This is a genomic window from Streptomyces sp. NPDC049627 (assembly GCF_044465645.1).
Taxonomy (GTDB): Bacteria; Actinomycetota; Actinomycetes; order Streptomycetales; family Streptomycetaceae; genus Streptomyces.
In genome coordinates this window covers 224,260-248,841 of the sequence record NZ_JBITLW010000007.1, presented here as the reverse complement: position 1 = coordinate 248,841, position 24,582 = coordinate 224,260, and the positions used below count along the sequence as shown (strand labels likewise).

Annotated in this window: 21 protein-coding genes; 1 reads left to right on the top strand and 20 read right to left on the bottom strand. The window is 67.9% G+C overall.

The genetic code is table 11. The annotated features are described in order from the left end of the window. Nucleotides 1-28 precede the first annotated feature (28 nt). The 14 genes from rplW to ACIBU0_RS20705 form a co-directional block, all read right to left on the bottom strand. Nucleotides 29-448, bottom strand: coding sequence for a 50S ribosomal protein L23 (gene rplW, locus ACIBU0_RS20770; protein ID WP_361925651.1), 420 nt, complete (start codon nt 446-448; stop codon nt 29-31). Then, a complete protein-coding gene (gene rplD / locus ACIBU0_RS20765; protein ID WP_398820250.1) occupies nt 448-1,104 on the bottom strand; it encodes a 50S ribosomal protein L4 in 657 nt (218 codons plus the stop codon). Before rplD ends, rplW begins: the two co-directional genes overlap by 1 nt. 8 nt (nt 1,105-1,112) lie before the next feature. Then, a complete protein-coding gene (gene rplC, locus ACIBU0_RS20760) occupies nt 1,113-1,757 on the bottom strand; it encodes a 50S ribosomal protein L3 (protein WP_019753089.1) in 645 nt (214 codons plus the stop codon). A gap of 18 nt (nt 1,758-1,775) precedes the next feature. Next, on the bottom strand, nt 1,776-2,084 hold the full coding sequence (rpsJ, locus tag ACIBU0_RS20755) for a 30S ribosomal protein S10 (protein WP_003948644.1): 309 nt from the start codon (nt 2,082-2,084) through the stop codon (nt 1,776-1,778). 487 nt (nt 2,085-2,571) lie between these two features. After that, nucleotides 2,572-3,075 (bottom strand): adenylyltransferase/cytidyltransferase family protein, encoded by a 504-nt coding sequence (locus ACIBU0_RS20750; protein ID WP_398820248.1) that lies wholly within the window; start codon nt 3,073-3,075, stop codon nt 2,572-2,574. Further along, complete coding sequence (locus ACIBU0_RS20745) at nt 3,072-4,613, bottom strand: fibronectin type III domain-containing protein (RefSeq protein WP_398820245.1); 1,542 nt, start codon at nt 4,611-4,613, stop codon at nt 3,072-3,074. Before ACIBU0_RS20745 ends, ACIBU0_RS20750 begins: the two co-directional genes overlap by 4 nt. Before the next feature lie 74 nt (nt 4,614-4,687). Beyond that, nucleotides 4,688-6,229, bottom strand: a complete 1,542-nt coding sequence (locus ACIBU0_RS20740) for an oligosaccharide flippase family protein (RefSeq protein ID WP_398820242.1) — start codon at nt 6,227-6,229, stop codon at nt 4,688-4,690. Beyond that, nucleotides 6,226-7,857 (bottom strand): hypothetical protein, encoded by a 1,632-nt coding sequence (locus ACIBU0_RS20735; protein WP_398820239.1) that lies wholly within the window; start codon nt 7,855-7,857, stop codon nt 6,226-6,228. The genes ACIBU0_RS20740 and ACIBU0_RS20735 overlap by 4 nt, the downstream gene beginning before the upstream one ends. Next, nucleotides 7,854-9,242, bottom strand: coding sequence for a hypothetical protein (locus ACIBU0_RS20730; protein ID WP_398820237.1), 1,389 nt, complete (start codon nt 9,240-9,242; stop codon nt 7,854-7,856). Before ACIBU0_RS20730 ends, ACIBU0_RS20735 begins: the two co-directional genes overlap by 4 nt. Before the next feature lie 203 nt (nt 9,243-9,445). Next, nucleotides 9,446-10,645, bottom strand: coding sequence for a glycosyltransferase family 4 protein (locus ACIBU0_RS20725; RefSeq protein WP_398820234.1), 1,200 nt, complete (start codon nt 10,643-10,645; stop codon nt 9,446-9,448). A gap of 26 nt (nt 10,646-10,671) precedes the next feature. After that, on the bottom strand, nt 10,672-11,652 hold the full coding sequence (locus tag ACIBU0_RS20720; protein WP_398820231.1) for an NAD-dependent epimerase/dehydratase family protein: 981 nt from the start codon (nt 11,650-11,652) through the stop codon (nt 10,672-10,674). A 122-nt stretch (nt 11,653-11,774) separates the two neighbouring features. Next, nucleotides 11,775-12,476, bottom strand: coding sequence for a CDP-alcohol phosphatidyltransferase family protein (locus ACIBU0_RS20715; protein ID WP_398820228.1), 702 nt, complete (start codon nt 12,474-12,476; stop codon nt 11,775-11,777). Between the two features lie 153 nt (nt 12,477-12,629). Then, the gene (locus ACIBU0_RS20710) at nt 12,630-13,778 is read right to left on the bottom strand and encodes a glycosyltransferase (protein WP_398820225.1); all 1,149 of its coding nucleotides are present in this window, start codon (nt 13,776-13,778) and stop codon (nt 12,630-12,632) included. After that, complete coding sequence (locus ACIBU0_RS20705; RefSeq protein WP_398820222.1) at nt 13,775-14,359, bottom strand: putative colanic acid biosynthesis acetyltransferase; 585 nt, start codon at nt 14,357-14,359, stop codon at nt 13,775-13,777. Before ACIBU0_RS20705 ends, ACIBU0_RS20710 begins: the two co-directional genes overlap by 4 nt. A 290-nt stretch (nt 14,360-14,649) precedes the next feature. Between ACIBU0_RS20705 and ACIBU0_RS20700 the strand changes: the two genes are divergently transcribed. Further along, nucleotides 14,650-15,168 carry a hypothetical protein gene (locus tag ACIBU0_RS20700; RefSeq protein WP_398820219.1) on the top strand — a complete coding sequence of 173 codons (519 nt, stop codon included), beginning with the start codon at nt 14,650-14,652 and terminating at the stop codon, nt 15,166-15,168. A 98-nt stretch (nt 15,169-15,266) separates the two neighbouring features. Here ACIBU0_RS20700 and tuf read toward each other — a convergent pair whose 3' ends face one another. The 6 genes from tuf to ACIBU0_RS20670 all read right to left on the bottom strand — a co-directional run bounded on the left by tuf (nt 15,267) and on the right by ACIBU0_RS20670 (nt 24,561). Beyond that, the gene (gene tuf / locus ACIBU0_RS20695; protein WP_398820216.1) at nt 15,267-16,460 is read right to left on the bottom strand and encodes an elongation factor Tu; all 1,194 of its coding nucleotides are present in this window, start codon (nt 16,458-16,460) and stop codon (nt 15,267-15,269) included. Between the two features lie 157 nt (nt 16,461-16,617). Continuing rightward, complete coding sequence (gene fusA, locus ACIBU0_RS20690; protein ID WP_398820213.1) at nt 16,618-18,744, bottom strand: elongation factor G; 2,127 nt, start codon at nt 18,742-18,744, stop codon at nt 16,618-16,620. Nucleotides 18,745-18,783: 39 nt separating this feature from the next. Further along, nucleotides 18,784-19,254 (bottom strand): 30S ribosomal protein S7, encoded by a 471-nt coding sequence (gene rpsG / locus ACIBU0_RS20685; protein WP_003998848.1) that lies wholly within the window; start codon nt 19,252-19,254, stop codon nt 18,784-18,786. Between the two features lie 2 nt (nt 19,255-19,256). Then, nucleotides 19,257-19,628, bottom strand: coding sequence for a 30S ribosomal protein S12 (rpsL, locus tag ACIBU0_RS20680; RefSeq protein ID WP_003948652.1), 372 nt, complete (start codon nt 19,626-19,628; stop codon nt 19,257-19,259). Nucleotides 19,629-19,957: 329 nt separating this feature from the next. After that, nucleotides 19,958-20,506, bottom strand: coding sequence for a DUF1707 and DUF4190 domain-containing protein (locus ACIBU0_RS20675; RefSeq protein ID WP_398820210.1), 549 nt, complete (start codon nt 20,504-20,506; stop codon nt 19,958-19,960). Nucleotides 20,507-20,661: 155 nt separating this feature from the next. Further along, on the bottom strand, nt 20,662-24,561 hold the full coding sequence (locus ACIBU0_RS20670) for a DNA-directed RNA polymerase subunit beta' (protein ID WP_398820207.1): 3,900 nt from the start codon (nt 24,559-24,561) through the stop codon (nt 20,662-20,664). Nucleotides 24,562-24,582: the final 21 nt, after the last annotated feature.

Here is a 24,582-nt window from a genome sequence, read left to right as displayed (position 1 = left end):
GTCCGATATCGGACGATCCGGACCGCCCTTAGGCGGTCGGACCGCCGAAGATGTCGATACGGTCGCCCTCGGCGAGGGTCACGATCGCGCGCTTGGTGGCGGCACGCTGACCGAACCCGGTGCGGGTCCGCTTGCGCTTGCCGGCGCGGTTGATCGTGTTGACCCCAGTGACCTTGACGTCGAAGACCGCCTGGACGGCCTGCTTGATCTGGGTCTTGTTGGCGTTCGGGTCGACGATGAACGTGTACTTGTTCTCGTCGAGGAGCGCGTAGCTCTTCTCCGACACGACCGGCTTCAGCAGCACGTCACGGGGGTCCGTGTACGCCTTGCTGGCCGGGGTGACGACGGTGTTCTTGCCCTCGGCGGCGTGGCGACGCGCCTTGGCGACGCGAGCGGCCTTGGCCTTCTTCGCGGCCTTCGAGGCAATGGCGGGGTGACGGATAGCCATCAGGCCTCGCTCCCTTCGGTGTCATTGGCCTTCGGGCCGGACACGAAGGACTCGAAGGCGGCCTGGGTGAAGACCACGTCGTCGGAGACGAGAACGTCGTACGTGTTCAGCTGGCCCGGCTCCAGGATGTGGACCTGGGGCAGGTTGCGGGCGGACAGCCACGCGGCCTCGTCGGCGCGCTCGACGACCAGGAGCAGGTTCTTGCGCTCCGAGATCTTGCCGAACAGCGACTTGGCGGCCTTCGTGGACGGGGCGTCGCCCTCGATCACGCCGGAGACGACGTGGATGCGGTTGTTGCGGGCCCGGTCGGTGAGGGCGTGGCGCAGGGCCGCGGCCTTCATCTTCTTCGGGGTCCGCTGCGAGTAGTCACGCGGCACGGGACCGTGCACGACGCCACCACCGGCGAACTGCGGCGCGCGGGTCGAACCCTGACGGGCGCGACCGGTGCCCTTCTGGCGGTACGGCTTCTTGCCACCACCACGGACTTCGCCACGGGTCTTGGTCTTGTGCGTGCCCTGGCGGGCAGCGGCCAGCTGCGCGACGACGACCTGGTGAAGCAGCGGAACGCTGATCTTCTCTACGTCGAAGATCTCCGCGGGGAGCTCGACGGAACCGGCCTTCTCGCCCGCCGGCGAAAGGATGTCAACAGTGCTCATCGGTTACCTCAGGCCCCCTTGGCCGCGGTGCGGACCAGGACGAGGCCGCCGTTCGGACCGGGAACCGCGCCCTTGATGAGCAGCAGACCCTTCTCCGCGTCAACGGCGTGGACGGTCAGGTTCTGGGTGGTGACCCGCTCGTTGCCCATGCGACCCGCCATGCGGAGGCCCTTGAACACACGGCCCGGGGTGGCGCAGCCACCGATGGAACCGGGAGAGCGGTGCTTGCGCTGGGTGCCGTGACCGGCGCCGAGGCCACCGAAGTTGTGGCGCTTCATGACACCGGCGAAGCCCTTGCCCTTGCTCTTGCCGGTGACGTCGACCTTCACGCCGGCCTCGAACACCTCGGCGGTGACTTCCTGGCCGAGCGTGTACTCGGAGGCGTCCGCGGTGCGGATCTCGACGAGGTGACGACGGGGGGTGACGTCGGCCTTCGCGAAGTGGCCCTTGAGGGGCTTGTTCACCTTGCGCGGGTCGATCTCGCCGAAGGCGAGCTGGACGGACTCGTAGCCGTCGACGTCGTTGGTACGAACCTGGGTGACGACGTTGGGGCCGGCCTTGACGACGGTGACCGGAACAACACGGTTGTTCTCGTCCCACACCTGCGTCATGCCGAGCTTCTCGCCCAGGATGCCCTTGATCTGCTTAGCCATCTCTCAGATCACCGCGCCTCAGAGCTTGATCTCGATGTCGACACCGGCCGGGAGGTCGAGTCGCATCAGAGAGTCAACGGTCTTGGGGGTGGGGTCGAGGATGTCGATCAGGCGCTTGTGCGTGCGCATCTCGAAGTGCTCGCGCGAGTCCTTGTACTTGTGCGGCGACTTGATGACGCAGTACACGTTCTTCTCAGTGGGCAGCGGCACCGGGCCCGCGACCGACGCACCAGTGCGGGTCACCGTCTCGACGATCTTCTTCGCCGAGGAGTCGATGACCTCGTGGTCGTAGGCCTTGAGCCGGATGCGGATCTTCTGTCCCGCCATGGCTACTCAGTAGTCCTGTCTCTCTTACGCTCTGGAACCCGGTGTTCCCTTGACCTCCTCCGACCCACGCGGTCGGGCGTGTCGCGCTCCCGCTGACACAGATGTCCCTTGTTCGAACATCCCTGCGTGGGAACACGGCCCTTCCGGAACCGCAAGCCGGGAGCTAGGAGGCCCACCGGGCGCCTGGCCGGTGCCGCGCATACGCTTCCCGGAAGATTCCCGTACGTCCGCCCCAGCGCTGCCTTACGGCAGTTAGGGCGACGAGTACTGTGGGACTCGCTTCCAGTCCTCCCGGCGGGAGGCGCGCAGCATCAACACTCGACCGAGCAACTCGGACAGTCTGCCATATGGGGCAGGGGGCTGGCCAATCGAGCCGGAGAGAATACCCCCAGGGTGACGCACGTCAAACCCGGGTGGCCACGGCACTGCGGCCGCCGGCAGGGGCGGCCGCAGCGGTGCACGGGGGTGAGCCGGGTGGCGAGCCGCCTCAGCCCTGCGTTTCTCTCGGCCGGGGGCCCGCGAGCTGTCGCGGCGCCGGGCCTGGAGGGCTCTGGCCGGGAGGGCCCTGCTGGGCGAGGAGGCGGAGCGCGTCCCGTAGCAGCGTGCTGGAGGTGTGCACGGTGTACGGGAAGTAGACGACCTCCACCCCCACCTTCGCGAATTCGGCTTCGAGCGTCGTCCAGACATCCGTGCCGAGCCAGTCGTCACCTTTGAAGATGACGTCGAAACCGACTTCCTTCCAGATCTCGATCTTGTCGTCCACCGTCGCGACGAACGTCTCGTCCACATAGCGCACACTGCGGACGATCTGCAGCCGCTCGGAGAGCGGTACGACCGGCGGCCGCCCTTTCAGACGCACCACGAGATCGTCGGAGCAGACGCCGGCGATGAGCCGGTCGCAGTGCCCCCGGGCCCGGCGCAGGATGTTCAGATGGCCCACGTGGAAGAGGTCGAAGACCCCGGGCGCGTAGCCGAGGCGCTCCCCCGTCAACGTTTGCTCTTCGCGCGCTCGGCGGCGGACGCGGTGACTGCGAGCGCGTTCGACATGGCTGAGGAGTTCCGGCCGTCGGTGACGGCGATCCTGTAGCTGTGCCGGGAGCCGGGGGTGACGGTGTCGGTGTACGTCATCTGCGGGCGGCTCCACTCGGTGGAGCGCCGCGTCGGCGAGGCCACGAGGCTGCCGTCCCGGTAGATCCGGTAGGTCAGCTCCGCGTCGTCCCGGTCCCATGCGGCCCGCCAGGTGAGCGTGATCCGGCCGGCGCGCGTGCTCGAGGCCGTGAGCTGGGGCGGATCCTCCGGGGCTCCCCGGTCAGGTCCGGCCGCGAAACGCGTCAGGCTCTGTTGGGGCCTGCCGTTGACCTGGGTGAACTCGCCCCCCGCCCACAGCACGCCACGCGCCACCGCCATCGCTCGGGGGCCGTTGCCCTCGCCGGTCCCTCCGTTGGTGTCGGGGAACCAGTGCAGGATCCGAGCGTTACGGAGCGACTGGGCCAGGAAGTGCTGGCGGTCGTGGATCTCCGGGAAACCGCCCGGTGTCTCAGTGCAGTCGTGGGCGTGGGATCCGCTGTAGAGGACACCGTTGTACACGGCGATGGCCTGGGTGGCGCCCAGGCAGTTGTCCTTCCACACCATCTTGCGCTTGCCGAGGCGGGCGGCGATGCGGCCGTCGAAGATGCCCGTCCCGTTGCCCTCGGCCGCCACGTAGAAGTTGGTCCTGTCGCGCGTCAGCGCCTTCACGGCCGATCTGCTCGGCAGCCAGTCCGGGTACGAGGTCACCGTCTTGCCCGTGACCGGATGCAGGGCGACGAGCGCCGACTCCAGATCGTCGTTGACCATGCGGAAGTCACCGCCGACGAGGATCTTGCCCCAGGCGGGCGCGGCGCTGAGGGCGAAGACGGGCCGGTCGATCTCCGCCTTGAACGGCAGCAGCGTTCCTCCGCGGGTGAACGCCGCGACGCGCTCCCGCTCCCGGCCGTCGACGACCGTGAAGTCGCCTCCCAGGTAGACCTTGTCGTCCGTGGCGTCGATGGCCCGCACCCAGGACGACACACTCGGACGGAAGTCCCTGCGCACCGAGCAGTCCGCCGTGTTGAGCGCGACCGCGTTGGCCACCTGGGCCTGCCCGGCCTTGTAGAACGAACCGCCGACGTACAGCACCTTGCCGTCCGGCGACGCCTTCAGCGCCCGTACGCTGCGACCGCCGCCGGTGAAGGACCGGGCACACGGCAGCAGTCTGCCGGTGGCGGCGTCGAACGCGGCGAAGTTCCGGCGGGTGACCTCCCGTTGGCCGGGTGCGGCGCCCGGAGGGCGGACCTTGTCGAAGGTCCCGCCGACGTACACGACACCGTCCGCGTACGCGATCGACCAGACGATCCCGTCGGTCTGCCAGGTCGCCAAGGCGTCGGCGGTCAGGGTCACTTCGTCGCCGTCGGCCGCCGACGCCGAGGCGGTGATGAGCGAGGCAGCCGCGAGGAGGGCCACGGCCGAAGCCGTGGTGGCCGTCCTCTTCGTGCTTTTTCTCAGGCGCATGGAACATCCCGGGTTGCAGCGGTTACGGGTGGTGGGAGGGGGAGAAGGTCTGGCGGTCTCGGTCCGAGAGGGCCTCAGGTGGCGCGTTCGCGCAGCACACCGACGAGTTCACGCATCCCCAGAGGTGTGCTAAATCTCCACAAACTTATACCGAATACGCAAAATCCCATGGTGATTGCTACGGCAAGTCCGACTGCCGTGTCACCTGCCAGCAGCCGTGCGGGGAGGACCAACGGCACCGTGAGGCACAGACCGGTGACCGTCGCGAGGAGGTATCCGTTGTCGACGATCGTGAACCCCGGATGCCGCCGCACCAGCACGGCGGAGACGAGGTTCTCGACGATGGTCGCCGCCCCCCAGGACAGGGCGGCTCCGAGGACGCCGAGCCGGGGAATGGCGAGCAGGCCGACCGTCAGCTGCACGGCGAACGCGACGCCGGTGACCGCCAGATGCCAGGAGCTCTTGCCCGCCATGAGCAGCACGGTCTGGGCGTTTCCCACTCCGACGTTGACCGCCGAGGCGATGCAGAGCATCAGCAGCGAGGGCGCCCCCTGCTCGAACTCCGGCCCGAACAAGCTGAGAACGGTGCCCGGGAAGCTCGCGAGCAGGACGAGCAGTGGCCAGGAGAACAGCACGATCCAGCGCGTCGAGATGCGGTACAGGTGGTGGGCCTGGGGGAGGTCGCCCGCGGCGAGGAGGCGGCTGATCTCCGGAGCGACGGCCAGCCGGATGGCGAGCTGGAGCAGGGTCGCCGCGATGACGACCCGGCCGACGGCGGTGTAGATGCCCGCCTCCTCGCTCGTTGCCAGGCAGGACAGCAGGACGACACCCAGCCAGACCGCGCTGATGTCGAAGACGGAGGACACCGCCCGTGGCGCGGCGAACGCCCAGAACCCACGCCGGGCGGCGGAAGCTTCCCCTCCGGAGGGATGGCCCGGACTCGTCCGGCGGTACCTGCGCAGGGCGAGCCAGGCGACGAGGAAGCCCGCCAGGGAGGGCACGAGCCAGGCGGCGGCGAGGCTCAGCACGCCCGGCGCCAGCAGCACGACCGGCACGGCGATCAGCACCCGCAGGACCGGTTTGCCGATCTGCTCGACGCCGACGTACGGAATCACGGTGCCGTAGCCCTGGGTGGCGCCCAGCAGGACCAGGGTGACCGTGGCCAGGGGAAGGAACACCGCGAACAGCCGGACCAGGGTCACCGCGTCGTCCGGGGCGAGACTCGGCAGCAGCGAGGTGGCCGTCCAGGGTGATGAGAAGAGCAGCACGGCAGCGGCCGTACTCGCCGCCGCTCCCGGCACGACCGCGCTGCGCAGGAGTGCCGCCACCCGGCGGCCACCGGTGGTGACCAGGTCGCCGGAGACGAAGCGGACCAGCCCCGTGTCGGCACCGAGCTTGCAGGTGTTGCAGAGGATGGTGAAACCCGCGACGCCGGTGAACACCGCCCCCGCGCCGTACGCCCCGAGCGCGCGGGTGACCAGGGCGACCAGGGCGTAGCCGAAGACCGCGTTGACGGTCGCGCCCAGCAAGCCCCACCACCCGCCGCGCGCCGTGGCCGCGACCCCGCACCGGGCGGGCGGCCCGCCGGTGGTGACGGCCGTACCGGAGGCGCTCACCGGGAGGCGCTGAGCGTGTCGTCCTGCACGGGTACCGTCGGCTTCCCGGCGTCGTCCTCGGCCGGCGCGGTGGGTGTCGTGGACGCGTTCCGCTCTCTCGTACGACGTACCGGGTCGCTGTCCATGACACGGCGGAGCAAGCCGGGCCGGGTGCCGTCCTGGAGCACCGCGCCGACGATGTGCCCTCCCAGGCAGTCGATCAGCTCGCGCACCCGCTTGAGGTCGTTGCGCCTGATGTCGTCCAGACCGCCCACCACCAGTACGCCGGCCACTCGTTGGGCGAGCGCCAGACCGTCGGCGTGCTCCAGCAGAGGCGGGGCCAGGAAGAGCGTCGGCCTCCCGGAATCCGCACGGGACAGGGCCCAGGCCGCCGTCGGGACCGCCGCGGTGTCGTCGCCGGCGATGTCACGGCTGTCGGGACAGAGCGTGAACCGCCCGGCTGTGCCCGCGTCGACGACCACGGTGCCCTCGGGGAGGTCGGCCGGTGCGGTGTCGCCGGCCGAGAGCGGCAGTCGTGCCGACAGGCCGTGAGTGTGCGCGGCGGCGTCCACGAGCACGACGTCGTCGCCGGACTCGGCGAGGGCGGCGGCGAGATTCACGGCGACGGTCTCGACGCCTCGTTCCGTCGTGCCGGAGGCACGCCTCGATGCGGTCGGCGCCACGATCATGAGCGTGCCCGCGGCTGTACGGCCGTCGCCGCCCCGCAGGCGGAAGGCGAGGGTGCGGTACGCCTCCGCGCGGCTGCCGGCCCGGCCCATGTCCAGCAGTGCGCCGTCGGCGTCGGGCTCCGGGAGGATGCCCAGCACCGGAGCGCCCAGCGCGGCCTGGACCTCGCCGACCGAACGGGCCCGCGGTTCGAGGGCGGACCGCAGCCAGGCGAGCACGACCCCCAGGACGAGGCCGGCGATCAGCCCGAACGCGACGAGCCAGGCGGGGCCCGGTCCCGCGGGCCGTGCCGCCGGCTCGGCCCTGCGGACGACTTCGCCGCCGGTGGTGTCGTACGCCCTGATGTCCGAGACGCGCTTGTGCAGGACCGCGATCTGTTCCCGCAGGCCTGCGGTCGCGGTGCCGGACCCGTCGGCCTTCTTGTCGTCGATCCGCTTCGTCAGCACGGTGATCTGCTGCTCCAGCGCACCGGTCATCCGCGTGACCATGGCCCGGGACCGGTCCTGGCGATCGGCGAGATAGGCCTGCGCGAACGCGTTGGTCACCCGAGCCGCACGCTGTGCGGTGCCCGCCGTGTACTCGAACCGGAGCACCTGCGTGTCCCGGGGGTTCGTCACGCGCAGGTCCGCCGGCAGCGCGTCGGCGCGGGACGGCTGCCGCAGCGCCTTCGCCGCCCGGGCCGCGACGGTCGCGCTGAGCGCGATCTGCTGCTCCGTGCCCATGCTCACCTGGTTGTCGACGGACACCCCCATCGTGTTGAAGGGGTCCGTTCTCGGGCGGACGAGCACCTCGCTGGTGGAGGTGTAGCTGCCCGCGCGCAGCAGGACCAGCATCACTCCGCCGAGCAGCCCGAGCACCACGCCCAGCGCGATGGTCGAGCGGTACCTCAGCAGGAGGCGCACCTGGTCGCGCAGCTGGTCGGGGTCGTCGTACCGATCGTCGAAACCGGCAGGGCTGGTCACGGATGCCTCCTGTGTCCGGAGAGGGGTGCGTGGCCCGTCAGCGCGGGCGGCCGCGCCGGTGACGGGAGCCGGAAGGACCGGGCGGCGCGGGTGGTGATGAGGAGCGGAACGGTCAGGAGCAGCAGCAGGGGGCCGATGATCCCCAGGAGACTGCCGCGCAGGAAGACCATCTGGTAGAAGGCGAAGGCGGGGACCAGCAGCACCGCCAGCGTGCTCGGCCGGTCCGCGAGTCGTGCCCTGATGTCGTCCATCCGCCGTCCGGCCGCGCCGAGCAGGCAGAAGACGGCGACGACACAGGGAGCACCGCCCCACAGGTAACTCTCGATCCACAGCGGCGCGGAAAGGTTCTGGAAGTCGTAGCCCGCGTACTGGGCGAGTTCGACGCCCGTGGCCTGCGGTTTGTCGGCCCACAGGGAGCGGGGCACCATGAACAGGACGGGGCCGAGCGCGGCCGAGGGCGAGAAGCCCTTTTCCTGCACATAATCGATGCCGGTCTGCATCTGCTGAAAAGCGTCGTAGTCCATGTTGGCGGTGAACTGCTCCGCCAGCCCCACGACTTGCACCGTCTCACGTTCGTTGTAACGGAAGTAGTCGCTGTACGGGAAAGCGAGCAGCACCACGACCGTGATCGCCGCGGCGGTGGCACGAAAGGCCCGCGGCGTATTGAACCGGGGCCATGAGAAAAGCAGGACCAGAAGTACGGTGCCGGCCCAGAAACGCGGCCTGCTGATCGGGTTGTTGACGGTCACATTGAGCGCGAGCAGGACCGGGAGCAGCAGCCCGCGGATCGCCCGCAGCAACCGGTCTCCCCCGGTCCGGCGGCGGGGCAGGTGAATGAGGGCCACCATGGCCCAGAAGGCGGGCACTGCGACGAGCCAGACACGCAGGGCATGCGTGTGGTCCTCCTCGGTGCCCGACTTCCACAGGGCCTGTCTGCTGGTGAAGAAGGCTCGCACTCCTCCTTCGTGCCCGGGGATGAGCACGACCGCGAGCACGCATGCCAGCCCGCACAGCAGGAGCACGGGCAGCGGTGCGAGTCTGCGGGACAGCACGGGTGCGAGCACCAGCGACCTGCCGCCCTCGCGCCCGGCGACGAGTGCGGCCCCCGCGCTGTAGGCGAGCAGCCCGATTTCGGTCAGCGTGGCGGCCGCGAAAGCGGTCGTCTCACCGGTGCGGTATCCCAGCGGGTAGCTGTCGGTGGCGAGCATGGCGAGCGGTGCCAGTCCGAGCCAGACATAGGCGAAGAGCCAGAAACCGAAGGCAACGAGGCGCACCGACGTATCGGTGAGTACCCGGGTGAGTCCGCCTCCGGTGTGCGCCACGACGACGCACTGCACGGCGAGTGCCACCCCGAATCGCGTGTCGATGGCCTGCAGGATGAGCATCGGCAGGAAGGCGAGGAAAAGGAAGGCCCAGCAACACACCGCCGCCACGCAACGCTTTGGACTGCCTCGCACCTGCACTCCCGGGATGAGCGGGCAAACGGAAGAAATCGACGGTCGATAGATTTATAACCTGAAGGTCCGGCAGATCTCCGGCATTTCAGAGGGTGTTTCAATCGACGCGAATTGCTATTAATTCACAATAATCATGCACCGGCCCGGGACACGGCCCGCAGAATGTCCTCGAACCGCGAAGCACACCCCTCCAGGGCGAACTCCCGCTCGGCCAGCGCCCGGCTCTCCTTGCCCAGCCTCTCGGCGCGCACCGGGTCGTTCAGGACGTCGCGGATCCACGTGGCGGCGTCGGCCAGCGAGGACTCCTCCGGGGCGAACACCGCCGAGCCGGCCTGCCGGAGCAGCTCGGCCGCCAGGTTGTCGGCCGGCATCAGACCCAGCACCGGGCGTCCGGCGCACAGATACGACAAGGTCTTGGAGGGGACCGAGAACTCTCCGGCGTCCGCGGTCAGGAGCACGACCAGCACATCGCCCGTGCCCAGTACCTCGGGCAGCCGGTCGTAGGGCTGGAAGGGCAGCAGGGTCAGATCGACCCCGCGGACGGCGGCGGCCTCCTTGAGGACCGGCACGGCCGGGCCGTCGTTGACGACGACCAGGCGGACCCGTTCGCCCTGCTCGCGCAGCGTCTCGGCCAGCCGCACCAGCAGGACGGGGTTGTGCTTGAGGCCGATCGTGCCCGAGTACAGCACGGTCCTCACGCCGGTGAGACCGTGCTCCCGCGACCAGGCATTCGCCCGGGCCACGGGGGAAATCTCGTCCAGGGGCGCCCAGTTGGGGACGACCGTGACCTTGTCGGCGGTGCCCCACTCCCGGTGGACGCGCAGGAAGGAGTCGGCGATGACCACGATTGCCGAGGCGCGTCGCGCCGACCACCTCTCGCCGCGCTCGAAGACTCTGGCGGCGACGCCCATCAGCCTCGCCACCCCGGCGAGGGCAAAGCTCTTGAGAGCCACGGCGGTGATGTCCTGGTGCCACAGCACCCAGGGGATGCGCAGCGACTTCAGCACCGACGCGGCCACGACCAGGGCCGGGATCGGCAGGTTCGCCAGCATCGCCACGTCCGGCTTCTCCCGCCGTACCTGCTGTGCCAGCTCCAGGCCCAGCCGCGTCTCCTGGAAGAGCCGTCGGACGTAGGCGTCCTTGTCCAGCACGATGCGGTCGCCGATGGTGACGAAGCGAAGGCCGACGACCGCGCCCTCGGCGAGGTTGCCCTTCCCGGAGACGTAGGCCGAGCAGGTCGAGTGAACGACGTCGTGACCGCGGTGCGCCAGCTCACGGCTGAGCTGTGCCTGGAACGGGTGCCCGCTGTAGTCGTGGACGAGAATCCTCATCTGCTGCTCCCGGCCGGTTCGAAGGATCAGGAGCGGGCGAGCTTGACCTGGTCGTACACCCAGGCGTAGGTCCTCTCCAGGCCGTCGGCCAGGGGGACGGACGGCTCCCACCCGTACAGCTCGCGGATCAGGCCGTTGTCGGAGTTACGGCCGCGTACCCCTTGCGGGGCGTCCAGCTGGTACGCGCGCTCGCAGCGGATGCCCGCGATCTCCTCGACGATGTCGACCAGTTGGTTGATGGTGACCAGTTCGCTGGAGCCCAGGTTGACGGGGACGCTGCTGCCGCCGTTCATGATCATCTGTGTGCCGTGGAGGCAGTCGTCGATGTACATGAAGGAACGGGTCTGCCGGCCGTCGCCCCAGATCTCGATCCGGTGCTCACCAGAGACGGCCGCCTCGGCGATCTTGCGGCACACGGCCGCCGGGGCCTTCTCGCGGCCTCCGGTCCAGGCGCCCGCCGGGCCGTACACGTTGTGGTAGCGCGCGACGCGGCAGACGAACCCGTAGTCCTCCTCGAAGTGGCGGCACATGCGCTCGGAGAAGAGCTTCTCCCAGCCGTAGCCGTCCTCGGGCTGTGCCGGATAGGCGTCCTCCTCCCTCAGCGCGGTGACGTTCGTGTCGGCCTGCTTGCCGGCGGCGTACACACAGGCGGACGAGGAGTAGAAGTAGCGCTCGACACCGGCCTCGTGCGCCGCCTTGAGCATGTGGGTGCTGATCAGCACCGACATCATGCAGGCGGCCTTGTGCTTCTCGATGAAGCCCATGCCGCCCATGTCGGCGGCCAGCATGTACACCTGCCCGGCGTCGCGGACGGCGGCGCGGGCATTGTCGAGCAGGGACAGATCGGCGACGACGTTCTCGGCGGCGGCATGCACTTGATGCCACTCGTGCAGCGGCTTGATGTCGACGCACCGGACGGCCAGCCCCTGGGACAGGAGGTCGGCGGCAAGATGCCCGCCGATGAATCCTCCGCCTCCCGCGACAACGATGTCCACCTGCTTGCTCATGGCAGCTCCTTCTGGAAAGCGCGGAATCTGCCTGGAACATTAATCACTGTTTGCACCTTTTCATGCGATATACCACGCGTTTCCGCACGACAAGGCGCCCGATGGCTCCGTCCGAGTAAGCGTCAGGACAGCTCGCGGAGCCACTTGGCGAGGAACGCCGGAAGCAGCACGACGTGGGCCGCGAGCAAGGCGACGTACAGCGCGAGGAAGAGCTTCTGGCTTCCCAGGAAGAGGAAGCTCAGGCACAGCAGTCCGTAATCCACGGGCAGCAGCGCCATCCCACGAAAACGGGACGGGCGGGCCACCGACGCGGTCGGCACTTCCCCTCTTCGCCTTCTCAGCTGCTCCGTGAGAATGCCTCCGAAGAACAGCAGGACAGCGGCGAACTGGAAGACGACCGGGAGCAGCAGGACGGGACGCGGCAGGTCGAAGAAGCGGTAGAAGGAAATCAGCACCGCCGCGTGAATGCCCAGAAGTTTCGCGCAGTCCACCACATGGTCCAGCCACTCTCCGGAAAGGCTGGTCGACCGGTACAGCCGGGCCAGCTGCCCGTCCGCCGAATCGAGTGCGAAGCCGAGCAGCAGAGCGACGGAGACGAACTGTCCCAGCGCCCGTGAAGGCGGCTGCAGCGCCGTGGCGAAAACGGCCGCGAAGGTGATCAGCGCGCTGATGGCCGTCACATGGTTGGGCGAGAATCCGATACGGTACGCCGCTGCCGCGAGCAACCGGCCGGCCGGCCGGTTGACGAACCGCGTGTAGACGGAAACCCCCTGAGCGGGTTTCTGCATCTTCGAGAGCTGCCGCAGCGTGCTGGAGAAGTCCATTCCCTGACCTCGTGCGTGAACGGGCGGACGGCTGTCCGAGAAGGGAACCCACGGCCCGAACGTAGGCGCCCGGCCCCGGCTCACCTGATCCGACCAGCTGAATCGTCAGGGCATCCATCCGATCGGCCGCAAGATCCCTGCTGCGGCCGGCCCCTAAGGACCGGGCGTGGGGCACATGTCCCGGTAGATCGCCTCCAACTGATCCGTCACCGCATGGACCGAGAACGCCTCGGCGACGGCGCGATGCCCCGCTTCCACGAGCGCGCCCCGCTTCGTGTCGTCGGCCAGCACACCGCACACCGCCTCGGCCAGCTCCCAGGCACTGCCGTCGGTCACCACCGCAGCTCCCCGGCGGGCCAGCTCGTCCGCGATGCCGCAGCTGTCGGTGCACACCACGGGGGTGCCCGCCTGGAGGGCCTCCATCACGGTCATCGGGAACGGCTCGTCCACGCTGGGCAGCACGTAGACCGCCGCCCTCGCGTAGGCCTCCAGCGCCTCGGCATGCCCCAGCGCCCCGCCGTAGGAGACGATGCCCTCCAGCCCGTGGGCGGCGATCAGCCGGAGCACCGTCGGCAGCATCCCCTCGTCCGCCCCGTAGAGGGTGAACCGGGCGTCGGGCAGCGTCCGGTGCACCAGAGCGGCCATCTCGACGAAGACCTCCGGGCGCTTGCGCGGGTGCAGCCGGGCGAGGAAGATCACCTCCCGGCCACGGCGCGGATCCTCGGCCTCGCGCCGGTGGTCCGCCTCGCCTCCGCGCCCGGGCCGCACCCCGTTGGGCAGGGTCACCAGCGGCGGACCGTCGGCACCGATGACCTCGGCCACGGCCCGGCGTTCGTGCTCGGTGAGAACCAGGCAGCCCCGTGCCCGGCGCAGCAGCGGCACGTACAAGCGGTCGAAGAGCCTGACGACGGCCGCGCGCCGTGGCTGCACCATGCCGTGCGTCTGTGCGACGAACCTCTTGCGGCGCAGCGCGGCGACAGCGAGCGCAGCCATGGAGACAAGATCGCGCCCCGCGTGGATGTGGACCACGTCGGCCCGGCCCATGGACTGCCACATGTCCCTGACCAGCAGCGGGTGCATGAGCCCGGAGAACCCTCCCGGGAGCAGGGAGCGGGCCGGGCGGGTGCGCAGCGGCACCGTACCGATGTGTGCCGGTGCCGGGGACCTGCCCCGCCACAGGGACACCAGCGTCACCTCGTGGCCGCGGGCGGCGCACTCCTCGAGATGCCCGGCGGCCACACTCGTCGGACCGCCGTACGCTCCGTCATCGCTGACGAGCGTCACCACGTGGACCACCCTCATGCCGCCGCCCCGCTGGTGATGACCTCACCCGGAGCGACATCGCGGTGGGCGACGGCCGAGGCACCCACCACCGCGCCACGGCCGACGGTCACACCGCGCAGCACGACGGCCCGGGCCGCGACCCAGGATCCGGGCTCCAGTTGGATGGGCCCGTTGTCGAACTCCATGGTGGGGCTGCGGTGTTGGTGGCTTCCCGTGCAGAGCAGGGCGTCCTGCGAGACACACACGTCACTGCCGATCGTGATCTGCTGCAGGTTCAGCAGCCAGGCACCCTCACCGATCCACACGTCGTCGCCGATGCGCAGCCGCCAGGGCCAGTGCACACGCACACCGTGCCGGATCAGCACCCGTCGCCCGACCCGCGCACCGAAGAGCCGCAGCACAGCTGGCCGCCAGCGGGCCGGGAACCACCACCTGCTGAAGGCGAGGTGGAGTACGGCGAACCACGCCGCCTGGACAAGCCACGGACGCCCCTTGTCATAGCCCGCCCCCGTGAAACCCCGCAGGGAACGCTCGACGACGGCCCGGTGATCGGGCCGCTCCCGGGGGCCCGAATCAGGTGGCGCTGCGGCCTCTGCCATGGCGGTAGCCCTCCACGAACTAGGAGATATCCGTATTCACATTTACTTACTATGAGCTCACTTCATGAACCAGGACATACAGGCGTGTTATCGCATGACGCTCGGCCTTTCCGGTGTTCTGCCGCCCGGACGGCCTAGAAGAGGAATCCCTGGCGAGTGACACCGGTCCGATTGTGCAAATGATCGGATTGCCCGACAGCGGACGCACATCGTCACTCGAGTCGCCGAACGACAAGACGAGGGTCCGCACGGGCGAGATCCGGTACACCCAGAACAAAGGAGTACTCGTCGTGCGAGTAACCACTCGAGCAACCACGCGGTCGACCCGCGCGAGATGGGGAGCGCGGTGCCTCGGCCTCGGCCTGACCGCGGCACTGGCGGTCACCTTCGCGGCCGGCCCCGCGTCGGCTCAGCCGGGACCCCCCAGCGACTCCGGCAAGCAGCCGGTGGAGGTGCCGGACAACCCGACCTTCAGCACGCTGCCCGCCACCATCCCGCCCTTCGACTGCGACCGGATCGTCAAGGTCGATCCGGTGACGGCGGGGTCGTTCGGGGACGACGACGAGGTCACCATCCGCAACATCGGAACCGACAACACCTTCGACTTCGTCATCAGCGACGACTTCGCCGCCATCGGTGTGATCGTCAAGGGCGGCCCGAACGCCAACCTCTATGACTACCGGCCCACAGGCATCCAGGCGGACGAGGATCTCCACGCGCCGCTCAACACGAGCAGCAGGCCCGCGAACGACTTCTACGGCCTGAGTCACGTCGACTTCTGCCTAGTCGAGGACCACAACAACACCTGACGCGTCCCACACGCGCAGAGCAAAGGGGCCCGTACGACCGAAGTCGTACGGGCCCCTTCAGGAGCTCGCGCTGGAGCTACCAGGTCAAACCAACAAGCTTACTTGTTGATCTTGGTGACCTGGCCGGCGCCCACGGTCCGACCACCCTCACGGATGGCGAACTTCAGGCCCTCTTCCATGGCGACGGGCTGGATGAGCTCCACCTTCATCTCGGTGTTGTCACCCGGCATGACCATCTCGGTGCCCTCGGGGAGGGTCACGACGCCGGTCACGTCCGTCGTACGGAAGTAGAACTGCGGACGGTAGTTGTTGAAGAACGGCGTGTGGCGGCCACCCTCGTCCTTGGAGAGGATGTAGGCCTGCGCCTCGAACTCGGTGTGCGGGGTGACCGAGCCCGGCTTGATGATGACCTGGCCGCGCTCGACGTCCTCGCGCTTGATGCCACGGAGGAGCAGACCGACGTTCTCACCGGCCTGGCCCTCGTCGAGCAGCTTGCGGAACATCTCGATGCCGGTGACCGTGGTGGTGGTCTTCTCCTGCTTGATACCGATGATGTCCACGGTCTCGTTGACCTTCAGGACACCACGCTCGATACGGCCGGTGACGACCGTACCGCGACCGGTGATCGTGAAGACGTCCTCGATCGGCATCAGGAACGGCTTGTCGACGTCGCGCTCCGGCTCCGGAATCGCGGTGTCGACAGCGTTCATGAGGTCCAGGACGGACTGGGTCCACTCCTTGTCGCCCTCGAGCGCCTTCAGAGCGGAGACCTTGACGACCGGCAGGTCGTCGCCCGGGAACTCGTACTCGGAGAGCAGCTCACGGACCTCGAGCTCGACGAGCTCCAGGATCTCCTCGTCGTCCACCATGTCGGCCTTGTTCAGGGCGACGACGATGTACGGCACGCCGACCTGGCGGGCCAGGAGCACGTGCTCCTTGGTCTGCGGCATCGGACCGTCGGTCGCGGCGACCACGAGGATCGCGCCGTCCATCTGGGCGGCACCGGTGATCATGTTCTTGATGTAGTCCGCGTGACCGGGGCAGTCGACGTGGGCGTAGTGACGCGCCTCGGTCTGGTACTCGACGTGCGCGATGGAGATGGTGATACCGCGCTGGCGCTCCTCAGGAGCCTTGTCGATGTTGTCGAACGGGGTGGCCTCGTTCAGCTCCGGGTACGCGTCGTGCAGCACCTTGGTAATGGCGGCCGTGAGGGTCGTCTTACCGTGGTCGATGTGACCGATGGTGCCGATGTTGACGTGCGGCTTAGTCCGCTCGAACTTCGCCTTCGCCACTGGGGTCCTCCTGTGGAGTGGTTCTGAACGCCTTGCTTCATCGGCGCCAGGTGATCTTTGCTGTTAAGTCCCGGAACCCGGGGCATTCCATCCAGGAATACGGAGGAATGCCCCTTGAGGCTCCGGAGTCAAGCCTAAAGCGTGGGAACGCGGAGCGTTACTCGCCCTTGGCCTTCGCGATGATCTCCTCGGCGACGTTCCGCGGAACCTCGGCGTAGGAGTCGAACTGCATGGAGTAGCTCGCACGGCCGGACGTCTTGCTGCGCAGGTCGCCGACGTAACCGAACATCTCCGAGAGGGGCACGAGGCCCTTCACGACGCGGGCACCGGCCCGCTCCTCCATGGCCTGGATCTGGCCACGGCGGGAGTTGATGTCGCCGATGACCTCACCCATGTAGTCCTCGGGCGTGGTGACCTCGACGGCCATCATCGGCTCGAGCAGCACGGGGCTGGCCTTGCGCGCGGCCTCCTTGAAGGCCTGCGAACCGGCGATCTTGAACGCGAGCTCGGAGGAGTCGACCTCGTGGTACGCACCGTCGAGCAGCGTGACGCGGACACCGGTCATCTCGTAACCGGCGAGGATGCCGAACTGCATGGCCTCCTGCGCACCGGCGTCGACCGAAGGGATGTACTCCTTCGGGATACGACCACCGGTCACCTTGTTCACGAACTCGTACGACGTGTCGCCGCTCTCGAGGGGCTCGATCGCGATCTGCACCTTGGCGAACTGGCCGGTACCACCAGTCTGCTTCTTGTGCGTGAAGTCGACACGCTCGACGGCCTTGCGGATCGTCTCGCGGTACGCGACCTGCGGCTTGCCGACGTTGGCCTCGACCTTGAACTCACGGCGCATACGGTCGACCAGCACCTCGAGGTGCAGCTCACCCATACCACCGATGATGGTCTGGCCGGTCTCCTCGTCCGAGTGGACCTGGAAGGACGGGTCCTCCTCGGCCAGGCGCTGGATCGCGACGCCCAGCTTCTCCTGGTCGCCCTTCGACTTGGGCTCGATGGCGACCTGGATGACCGGCGCCGGGAAGTCCATGGACTCCAGGATCACCGGGTTCTTGTCGTCGGCCAGCGTCTCACCGGTCGTGGTCTGCTTCAGACCCATGACGGCGATGATGTCGCCGGCGCCCACCGAGTCGATCTCCTCACGCTTGTTCGCGTGCATGCGGTAGATCTTGCCGATGCGCTCCTTCTTGCCCTTGACGGAGTTCAGCACCGAGGTGCCGGACTCCAGGCGGCCCGAGTAGACCCGGACGAAGGTGAGCTTGCCGAGGTGCGGGTCGCTCATGATCTTGAACGCCAGCGCCGACAGCGGCTCGTCGTCGGAGGGCTTGCGCTTGACGACGACCTCGGGGTCCTTGACGTCGTGGCCCTCGATGGCCTCGATGTCGAGCGGGGAGGGCAGGTAGCGGACCACCGCGTCGAGCAGGGGCTGGACGCCCTTGTTCTTGAACGCGGTACCACAGAACACCGGGGTGACCGTGGTGTCGCTGGACTTGCCGGAGGCGATCGTGATGCGGCGGATGGCCGCGTACAGCTGCTCCTCGGAGGGCTCCTCACCCTCGAGGTACAGCTCCATGATCTCCTCGTCGTTCTCCGCGACGGCCTCGAGCAGCTTGCCGCGCCACTCTTCAGCGGCCTCGGTGTGCGTGGCCGGGATGTCGACGACGTCGTACATCTCGCCCTTGGTGGCCTCGGCGGACCAGACGAGCGCCTTCATGCGGACCAGGTCCACGACGCCCTTGAAGTCGGCCTCGGCACCGATCGGGAGCTGCATGACGAGCGGCTGGGCACCCAGGCGGTCGCTGATCATGTCGACGCAGCGGTGGAACTCCGCGCCCGTACGGTCCAGCTTGTTGACGAAGCAGATACGCGGAACGCGGTAGCGGTCCGCCTGACGCCACACCGTCTCGGACTGGGGCTCAACGCCGGCGACGCCGTCGAACACCGTCACGGCACCGTCGAGCACGCGCAGGGAGCGCTCCACCTCGACGGTGAAGTCGACGTGGCCCGGGGTGTCGATGATGTTGATGGTGTGGTCGACGTCTTCCAGCGGCCAGTGACAGGTGGTGGCAGCAGAGGTGATCGTGATGCCACGCTCCTGCTCCTGCTCCATCCAGTCCATGGTGGCAGCGCCGTCGTGGACCTCACCGATCTTGTAAGACACACCGGTGTAGAACAGGATCCGCTCGGTGGTGGTCGTCTTGCCCGCGTCGATGTGGGCCATGATGCCGATGTTGCGCACCTTGGCCAGGTCAAGTGAAGTGGTAGCCATAAGGCTTCAGTCTTCTCTCGGTCTCGATGTGGGTAGCGACTACCAGCGGTAGTGCGCGAAGGCCTTGTTGGACTCGGCCATCTTGTGGGTGTCCTCGCGCTTCTTCACGGCCGCACCGAGGCCGTTGGAGGCGTCGAGAAGCTCGTTGAGGAGACGCTCGGTCATGGTCTTCTCGCGACGGGCGCGGGAGTAACCGACCAGCCAGCGCAACGCCAGGGTGTTGGCGCGGCCGGGCTTGACCTCGACCGGCACCTGGTAGGTGGCGCCACCGACACGGCGGGACTTGACCTCGAGGGTCGGCTTGATGTTCTCGAGAGCGCGCTTCAGCGTGATGACCGGGTCGTTGCCGGTCTTCTCGCGCAGGCCCTCCATGGCGCCGTAGACGATGCGCTCGGCGGTGGAGCGCTTGCCGTTCAGCAGCACCTTGTTGATGAGCGACGTGACCAGAGGAGAACCGTAGACCGGGTCGATGATGACCGGGCGCTTCGGGGCGGGGCCCTTACGAGGCATTCTTACTTCTCCTTCTTGGCGCCGTAGCGGGAACGGGCCTGCTTGCGGTTCTTGACACCCTGGGTGTCGAGGGAGCCACGGATGATCTTGTAGCGAACACCCGGCAGGTCCTTCACACGGCCGCCGCGCACGAGCACGATGGAGTGCTCCTGCAGGTTGTGTCCCTCACCCGGAATGTAAGCGGTGACCTCGATCCCGCTGGTCAGACGCACACGCGCGACCTTACGCAGGGCCGAGTTCGGCTTCTTCGGGGTGGTCGTGAACACACGCGTGCAGACGCCACGACGCTGAGGGGAACCCTCGAGTGCGGGCGTCTTGTTCTTCTCGACCTTGTCCTGCCGGCCCTTGCGGACCAGCTGCTGGATCGTAGGCACTACTTCTCCGGTTTCTGTGTGCCGATGGGTACAGCTAACCTGGAACGTCTCCGACCCACGCGGTCGGGTGTGTCGAATCCGGCGGATTCCCGCCGCGAGGCGAAAAGAGCACAGATTACGGTGGCCGCTCACAGCTCGCTATGCGGTTGAAGGCACGCACGAGAGCCAGGGCACACCCCAGGCACAAGGTCTGAGCGTACCTACCTCATTCGCTGCGGTCAAAACAAATGGGCCCCGCCCGCATCGCCATACGGCCGATGTCAAGACCGCACGGCATGTTTGATCTTCGAATCGCCGATACGGCCACGTCGGACCCCTTCCTCCGGAGCTCATGCGGACAGGGCTGCGGCCACGACCGTCAGCGTCAGCAGAACCGCCCAGCACGCGGTCGACAGCCACCCGAGCACCAGCCCGGTCAGGGCGAGCGCGTCACCGCTCTCCCCGGTGCGGCGCATCTCGCCCCGTGCCGCGTGCCCCAGGACCACGGCGGGGATGCCGGTCAGCCCGAAGCTCACGAGGCAGAGCACGCCGCACACAGCCGATCCGACCGCCTTGCCGTTGGTCTGCGGCCGGGACACCGGCAGGAAGGTCCGCGGTACGGGCACGACGGGCGCCGGCTGCGGTACCGGCCCCTGGGGCAGGTCGGCGACGAGCAGGGCCAGCTCGCCCACCGTACGGGCCGCGTAGGCCCGCGCCACCCGTTTCTCGAACTCCGGCTGCTCCAGTCGCCCTTCACCGAAGCCGGCCCTGAGCACGTCCACGGCACGCTCGCGGTCGGCGTGCGAGGCGAGCATCCCGGGGGCACCGGCCCCGGCCCACGGCTGCGGAACACCGCTCCCCTGCCATGGCGGCCACGGCTGCCACGACGGATGTGTCATGGAGCACCTCCCCCGTAATGTCGGGTTCCCTCCATGATGCGCCCAACCATCATTCCCGACATCAGGGTCGCCCCCGGAGAAAACCCGGAGCCCAGCGGGGGAACGCCGAAGGGCGGCCACCCCAAGGGGTGACCGCCCTTCAAGCGGACGCTCGCTTACTGGTTGTACGGACCGTAGTCGTAGTCCTCCAGCGGAACGGCCTGGCCGGAGCCCGTGCCGAACGGCGAGTAGTCGATGTCGTCGTAGCCGACGGCCGAGTACATCGCGGCCTTGGCCTCCTCGGTCGGCTCGACCCGGATGTTGCGGTAGCGGGACAGGCCCGTACCGGCCGGGATGAGCTTACCGATGATGACGTTCTCCTTGAGGCCGATCAGGGAGTCGGACTTGGCGTTGATCGCCGCGTCCGTGAGGACCCTGGTCGTCTCCTGGAAGGACGCCGCCGACAGCCAGGACTCGGTCGCCAGCGAGGCCTTGGTGATACCCATGAGCTGCGGACGACCGGAGGCCGGGTGACCGCCCTCCTGGACCACACGACGGTTCTCGGTCTCGAACTTCGAGCGCTCGACCAGCTCGCCGGGCAGCAGCTCGGCGTCGCCGGACTCGATGATCGTCACGCGGCGGAGCATCTGCCGGATGATGATCTCGATGTGCTTGTCGTGGATCGACACACCCTGCGAGTTGTACACCTTCTGGACCTCGCCGACCAGGTGGACCTGGACGGCACGCTGGCCCAGGATGCGCAGCACGTCGTGCGGGTTGGTGGCACCCACGGTGAGCTTCTGGCCCACCTCGACGTGCTCGCCCTCGCTGACCAGGAGTCGAGCGCGCTTCGAGATCGGGTACGCCGTCTCGTCGCTGCCGTCGTCCGGCGTGATGACGATCTTCTTGGTCTTCTCGGTCTCCTCGATCCGAACGCGGCCGGAGGCCTCGGAGATCGGGGCGACACCCTTCGGGGTACGGGCCTCGAAGAGCTCGACGACACGCGGCAGACCCTGGGTGATGTCGTCACCGGCCACACCACCGGTGTGGAAGGTACGCATCGTCAGCTGGGTACCGGGCTCACCGATGGACTGGGCGGCGATGATGCCGACCGCCTCACCGATGTCGACCAGCTTGCCGGTGGCCAGCGAACGGCCGTAGCACATCGCGCAGGTGCCGACGGCGGACTCGCAGGTCAGGACCGAGCGGGTCTTGACCTCCGCGACGCCGTGCTTGACCAGCTCGTCGATGAGCACGTCGCCCAGGTCGGTGCCGGCCGGGGCCAGCACACGTCCGTCGACCACGATGTCCTCGGCGAGGCAGCGCGCGTACACGGACGTCTCGACGTTGTCCGCCTTGCGCAGCACGCCGTCCGCGCCGACCTCCGCGATGTGGAGCTTGAGGCCACGGTCGGTGCCGCAGTCCTCCTCGCGGATGATGACGTCCTGGGAGACGTCGACCAGACGACGGGTGAGGTAACCCGAGTCGGCGGTACGAAGGGCGGTGTCCGCCAGACCCTTACGGGCACCGTGCGTGGAGATGAAGTACTCCAGCACGGACAGACCCTCACGGAACGACGCCTTAATAGGCCGCGGGATGGTCTCGTTCTTCGCGTTCGACACCAGACCACGCATACCGGCAATCTGACGCATCTGCATCATGTTGCCTCGTGCACCCGAGTTCACCATCATGAAGATCGGGTTGGTCTTCGGGAAGTTGTCGTTCATCGCCTCGGCGACCTCGTTGGTCGCCTTGGTCCAGATCGCGATGAGCTCCTGCGTGCGCTCGTCCTTGGTGATCAGACCGCGCTCGTACTGCTTCTGGACCTTCTCGTCCTGCGCCTCGTACCCGCGGACGATCTCCTTCTTCGCCTCGGGAACGACGACGTCGGAGATGGCGACGGTGACGCCGGAACGGGTGGCCCAGTAGAAGCCGGCCGCCTTCAGGTTGTCGAGCGTCGCCGCCACGATGACCTTCGGGTAGCGCTCGGCGAGGTCGTTGACGATCTCGGAGAGCTGCTTCTTGCCGACCTCGTAGTCGACGAACGGGTAGTCCTCGGGCAGCAGCTCGTTGAAGAGCGCACGACCCAGCGTGGTCTTCAGACGGAAGCTGTCACCCTGCTGCCACTCCGGCTCGCCCTCTTCCTGCGCCGGCGGGGTCCAGCCACGCGGCGGGATGGTGCCGACCGGGAAGCGGATGTCGATCTTCGACTGGAGCGAGAGCTCGCCCGCGTCGAAGGCCATGATCGCCTCGGCGACGGAGGAGAAGGAGCGGTCCTCACCCTTGATGTCCCGCATCTCACCGTCGGTGGTGAGGAAGAACAGACCGAGGACCATGTCCTGGGTCGGCATCGTCACCGGACGGCCGTCGGCGGGCTTGAGGATGTTGTTCGAGGACAGCATCAGGATGCGGGCCTCGGCCTGCGCCTCCGCGGACAGCGGCAGGTGCACGGCCATCTGGTCACCGTCGAAGTCCGCGTTGAACGCGGTGCAGACGAGCGGGTGGATCTGGATGGCCTTGCCCTCGACCAGCTGCGGCTCGAAGGCCTGGATGCCGAGGCGGTGCAGGGTGGGAGCACGGTTCAGCAGCACCGGGTGCTCGGCGATGACCTCTTCGAGGACGTCGTACACGACCGTGCGGCCGCGCTCCACCATGCGCTTGGCGCTCTTGATGTTCTGCGCGTGGTTCAGGTCGACCAGGCGCTTCATCACGAACGGCTTGAAGAGCTCCAGCGCCATCGCCTTGGGCAGACCGCACTGGTGCAGCTTCAGCTGCGGACCGACGACGATCACGGAACGCGCGGAGTAGTCCACACGCTTACCGAGCAGGTTCTGACGGAATCGACCCTGCTTACCCTTCAGCATGTCGCTGAGGGACTTCAGCGGACGGTTACCGGGACCGGTGACCGGGCGACCACGACGGCCGTTGTCGAACAGCGCGTCGACGGCCTCCTGGAGCATGCGCTTCTCGTTGTTCACGATGATCTCGGGCGCACCGAGGTCGAGAAGGCGCTTCAGTCGGTTGTTCCGGTTGATCACACGGCGGTACAGGTCGTTCAGGTCGGAGGTCGCGAAGCGGCCACCGTCCAGCTGCACCATCGGGCGAAGGTCCGGCGGGATGACCGGCACGCAGTCGAGCACCATGCCCTTGGGGCTGTTGCTGGTCTGCAGGAACGCGGAGACGACCTTCAGGCGCTTGAGCGCACGGGTCTTCTTCTGGCCCTTGCCGGTACGGATGATCTCGCGGAGCTTCTCGGCCTCCTCGTCGAGGTCGAAGGACTCCAGGCGCTTCTGCAGCGCCGCGGCACCCATCGAACCGTCGAAGTACGTGCCGAAGCGGTCACGCAGCTCGCGGTAGAGGAGCTCGTCGCCCTCGAGGTCCTGGACCTTGAGGTTCTTGAACCGGGTCCACACCTCGTCGAGGCGGTCGATCTCGCGCTGCGCACGGTCGCGCAGCTGCTTCATCTCGCGCTCGGCACCCTCGCGCACCTTGCGGCGCACGTCGGCCTTGGCGCCCTCGGCCTCCAGCTCGGCCAGGTCGGACTCGAGCTTCTTGGCGCGGGCCTCCAGGTCGGCGTCCCGGCGGTTCTCGATCTGCTGCCGCTCGACGGAGACGTGCGCCTCCAGGGAGGGCAGGTCGCGGGTACGGCGCTCCTCGTCGACGTACGTGATCATGTACGCCGCGAAGTAGATGACCTTCTCGAGGTCCTTGGGAGCCAGGTCGAGCAGGTAGCCCAGGCGGCTCGGGACACCCTTGAAGTACCAGATGTGCGTGACGGGCGCGGCCAGCTCGATGTGGCCCATCCGCTCACGGCGCACCTTGGCGCGCGTGACCTCGACGCCACAGCGCTCGCAGATGATGCCCTTGAAGCGGACGCGCTTGTACTTGCCGCAGTAGCACTCCCAGTCCCGGGTCGGACCGAAGATCTTCTCGCAGAAGAGTCCGTCCTTTTCGGGCTTGAGGGTGCGGTAGTTGATGGTCTCGGGCTTCTTGACCTCGCCGTGGCTCCACTGACGGATGTCGTCAGCGGTGGCCAGGCCGATCCGGAGCTCGTCGAAGAAGTTGACGTCGAGCACTATGCGTCAATCCCTCTCAGG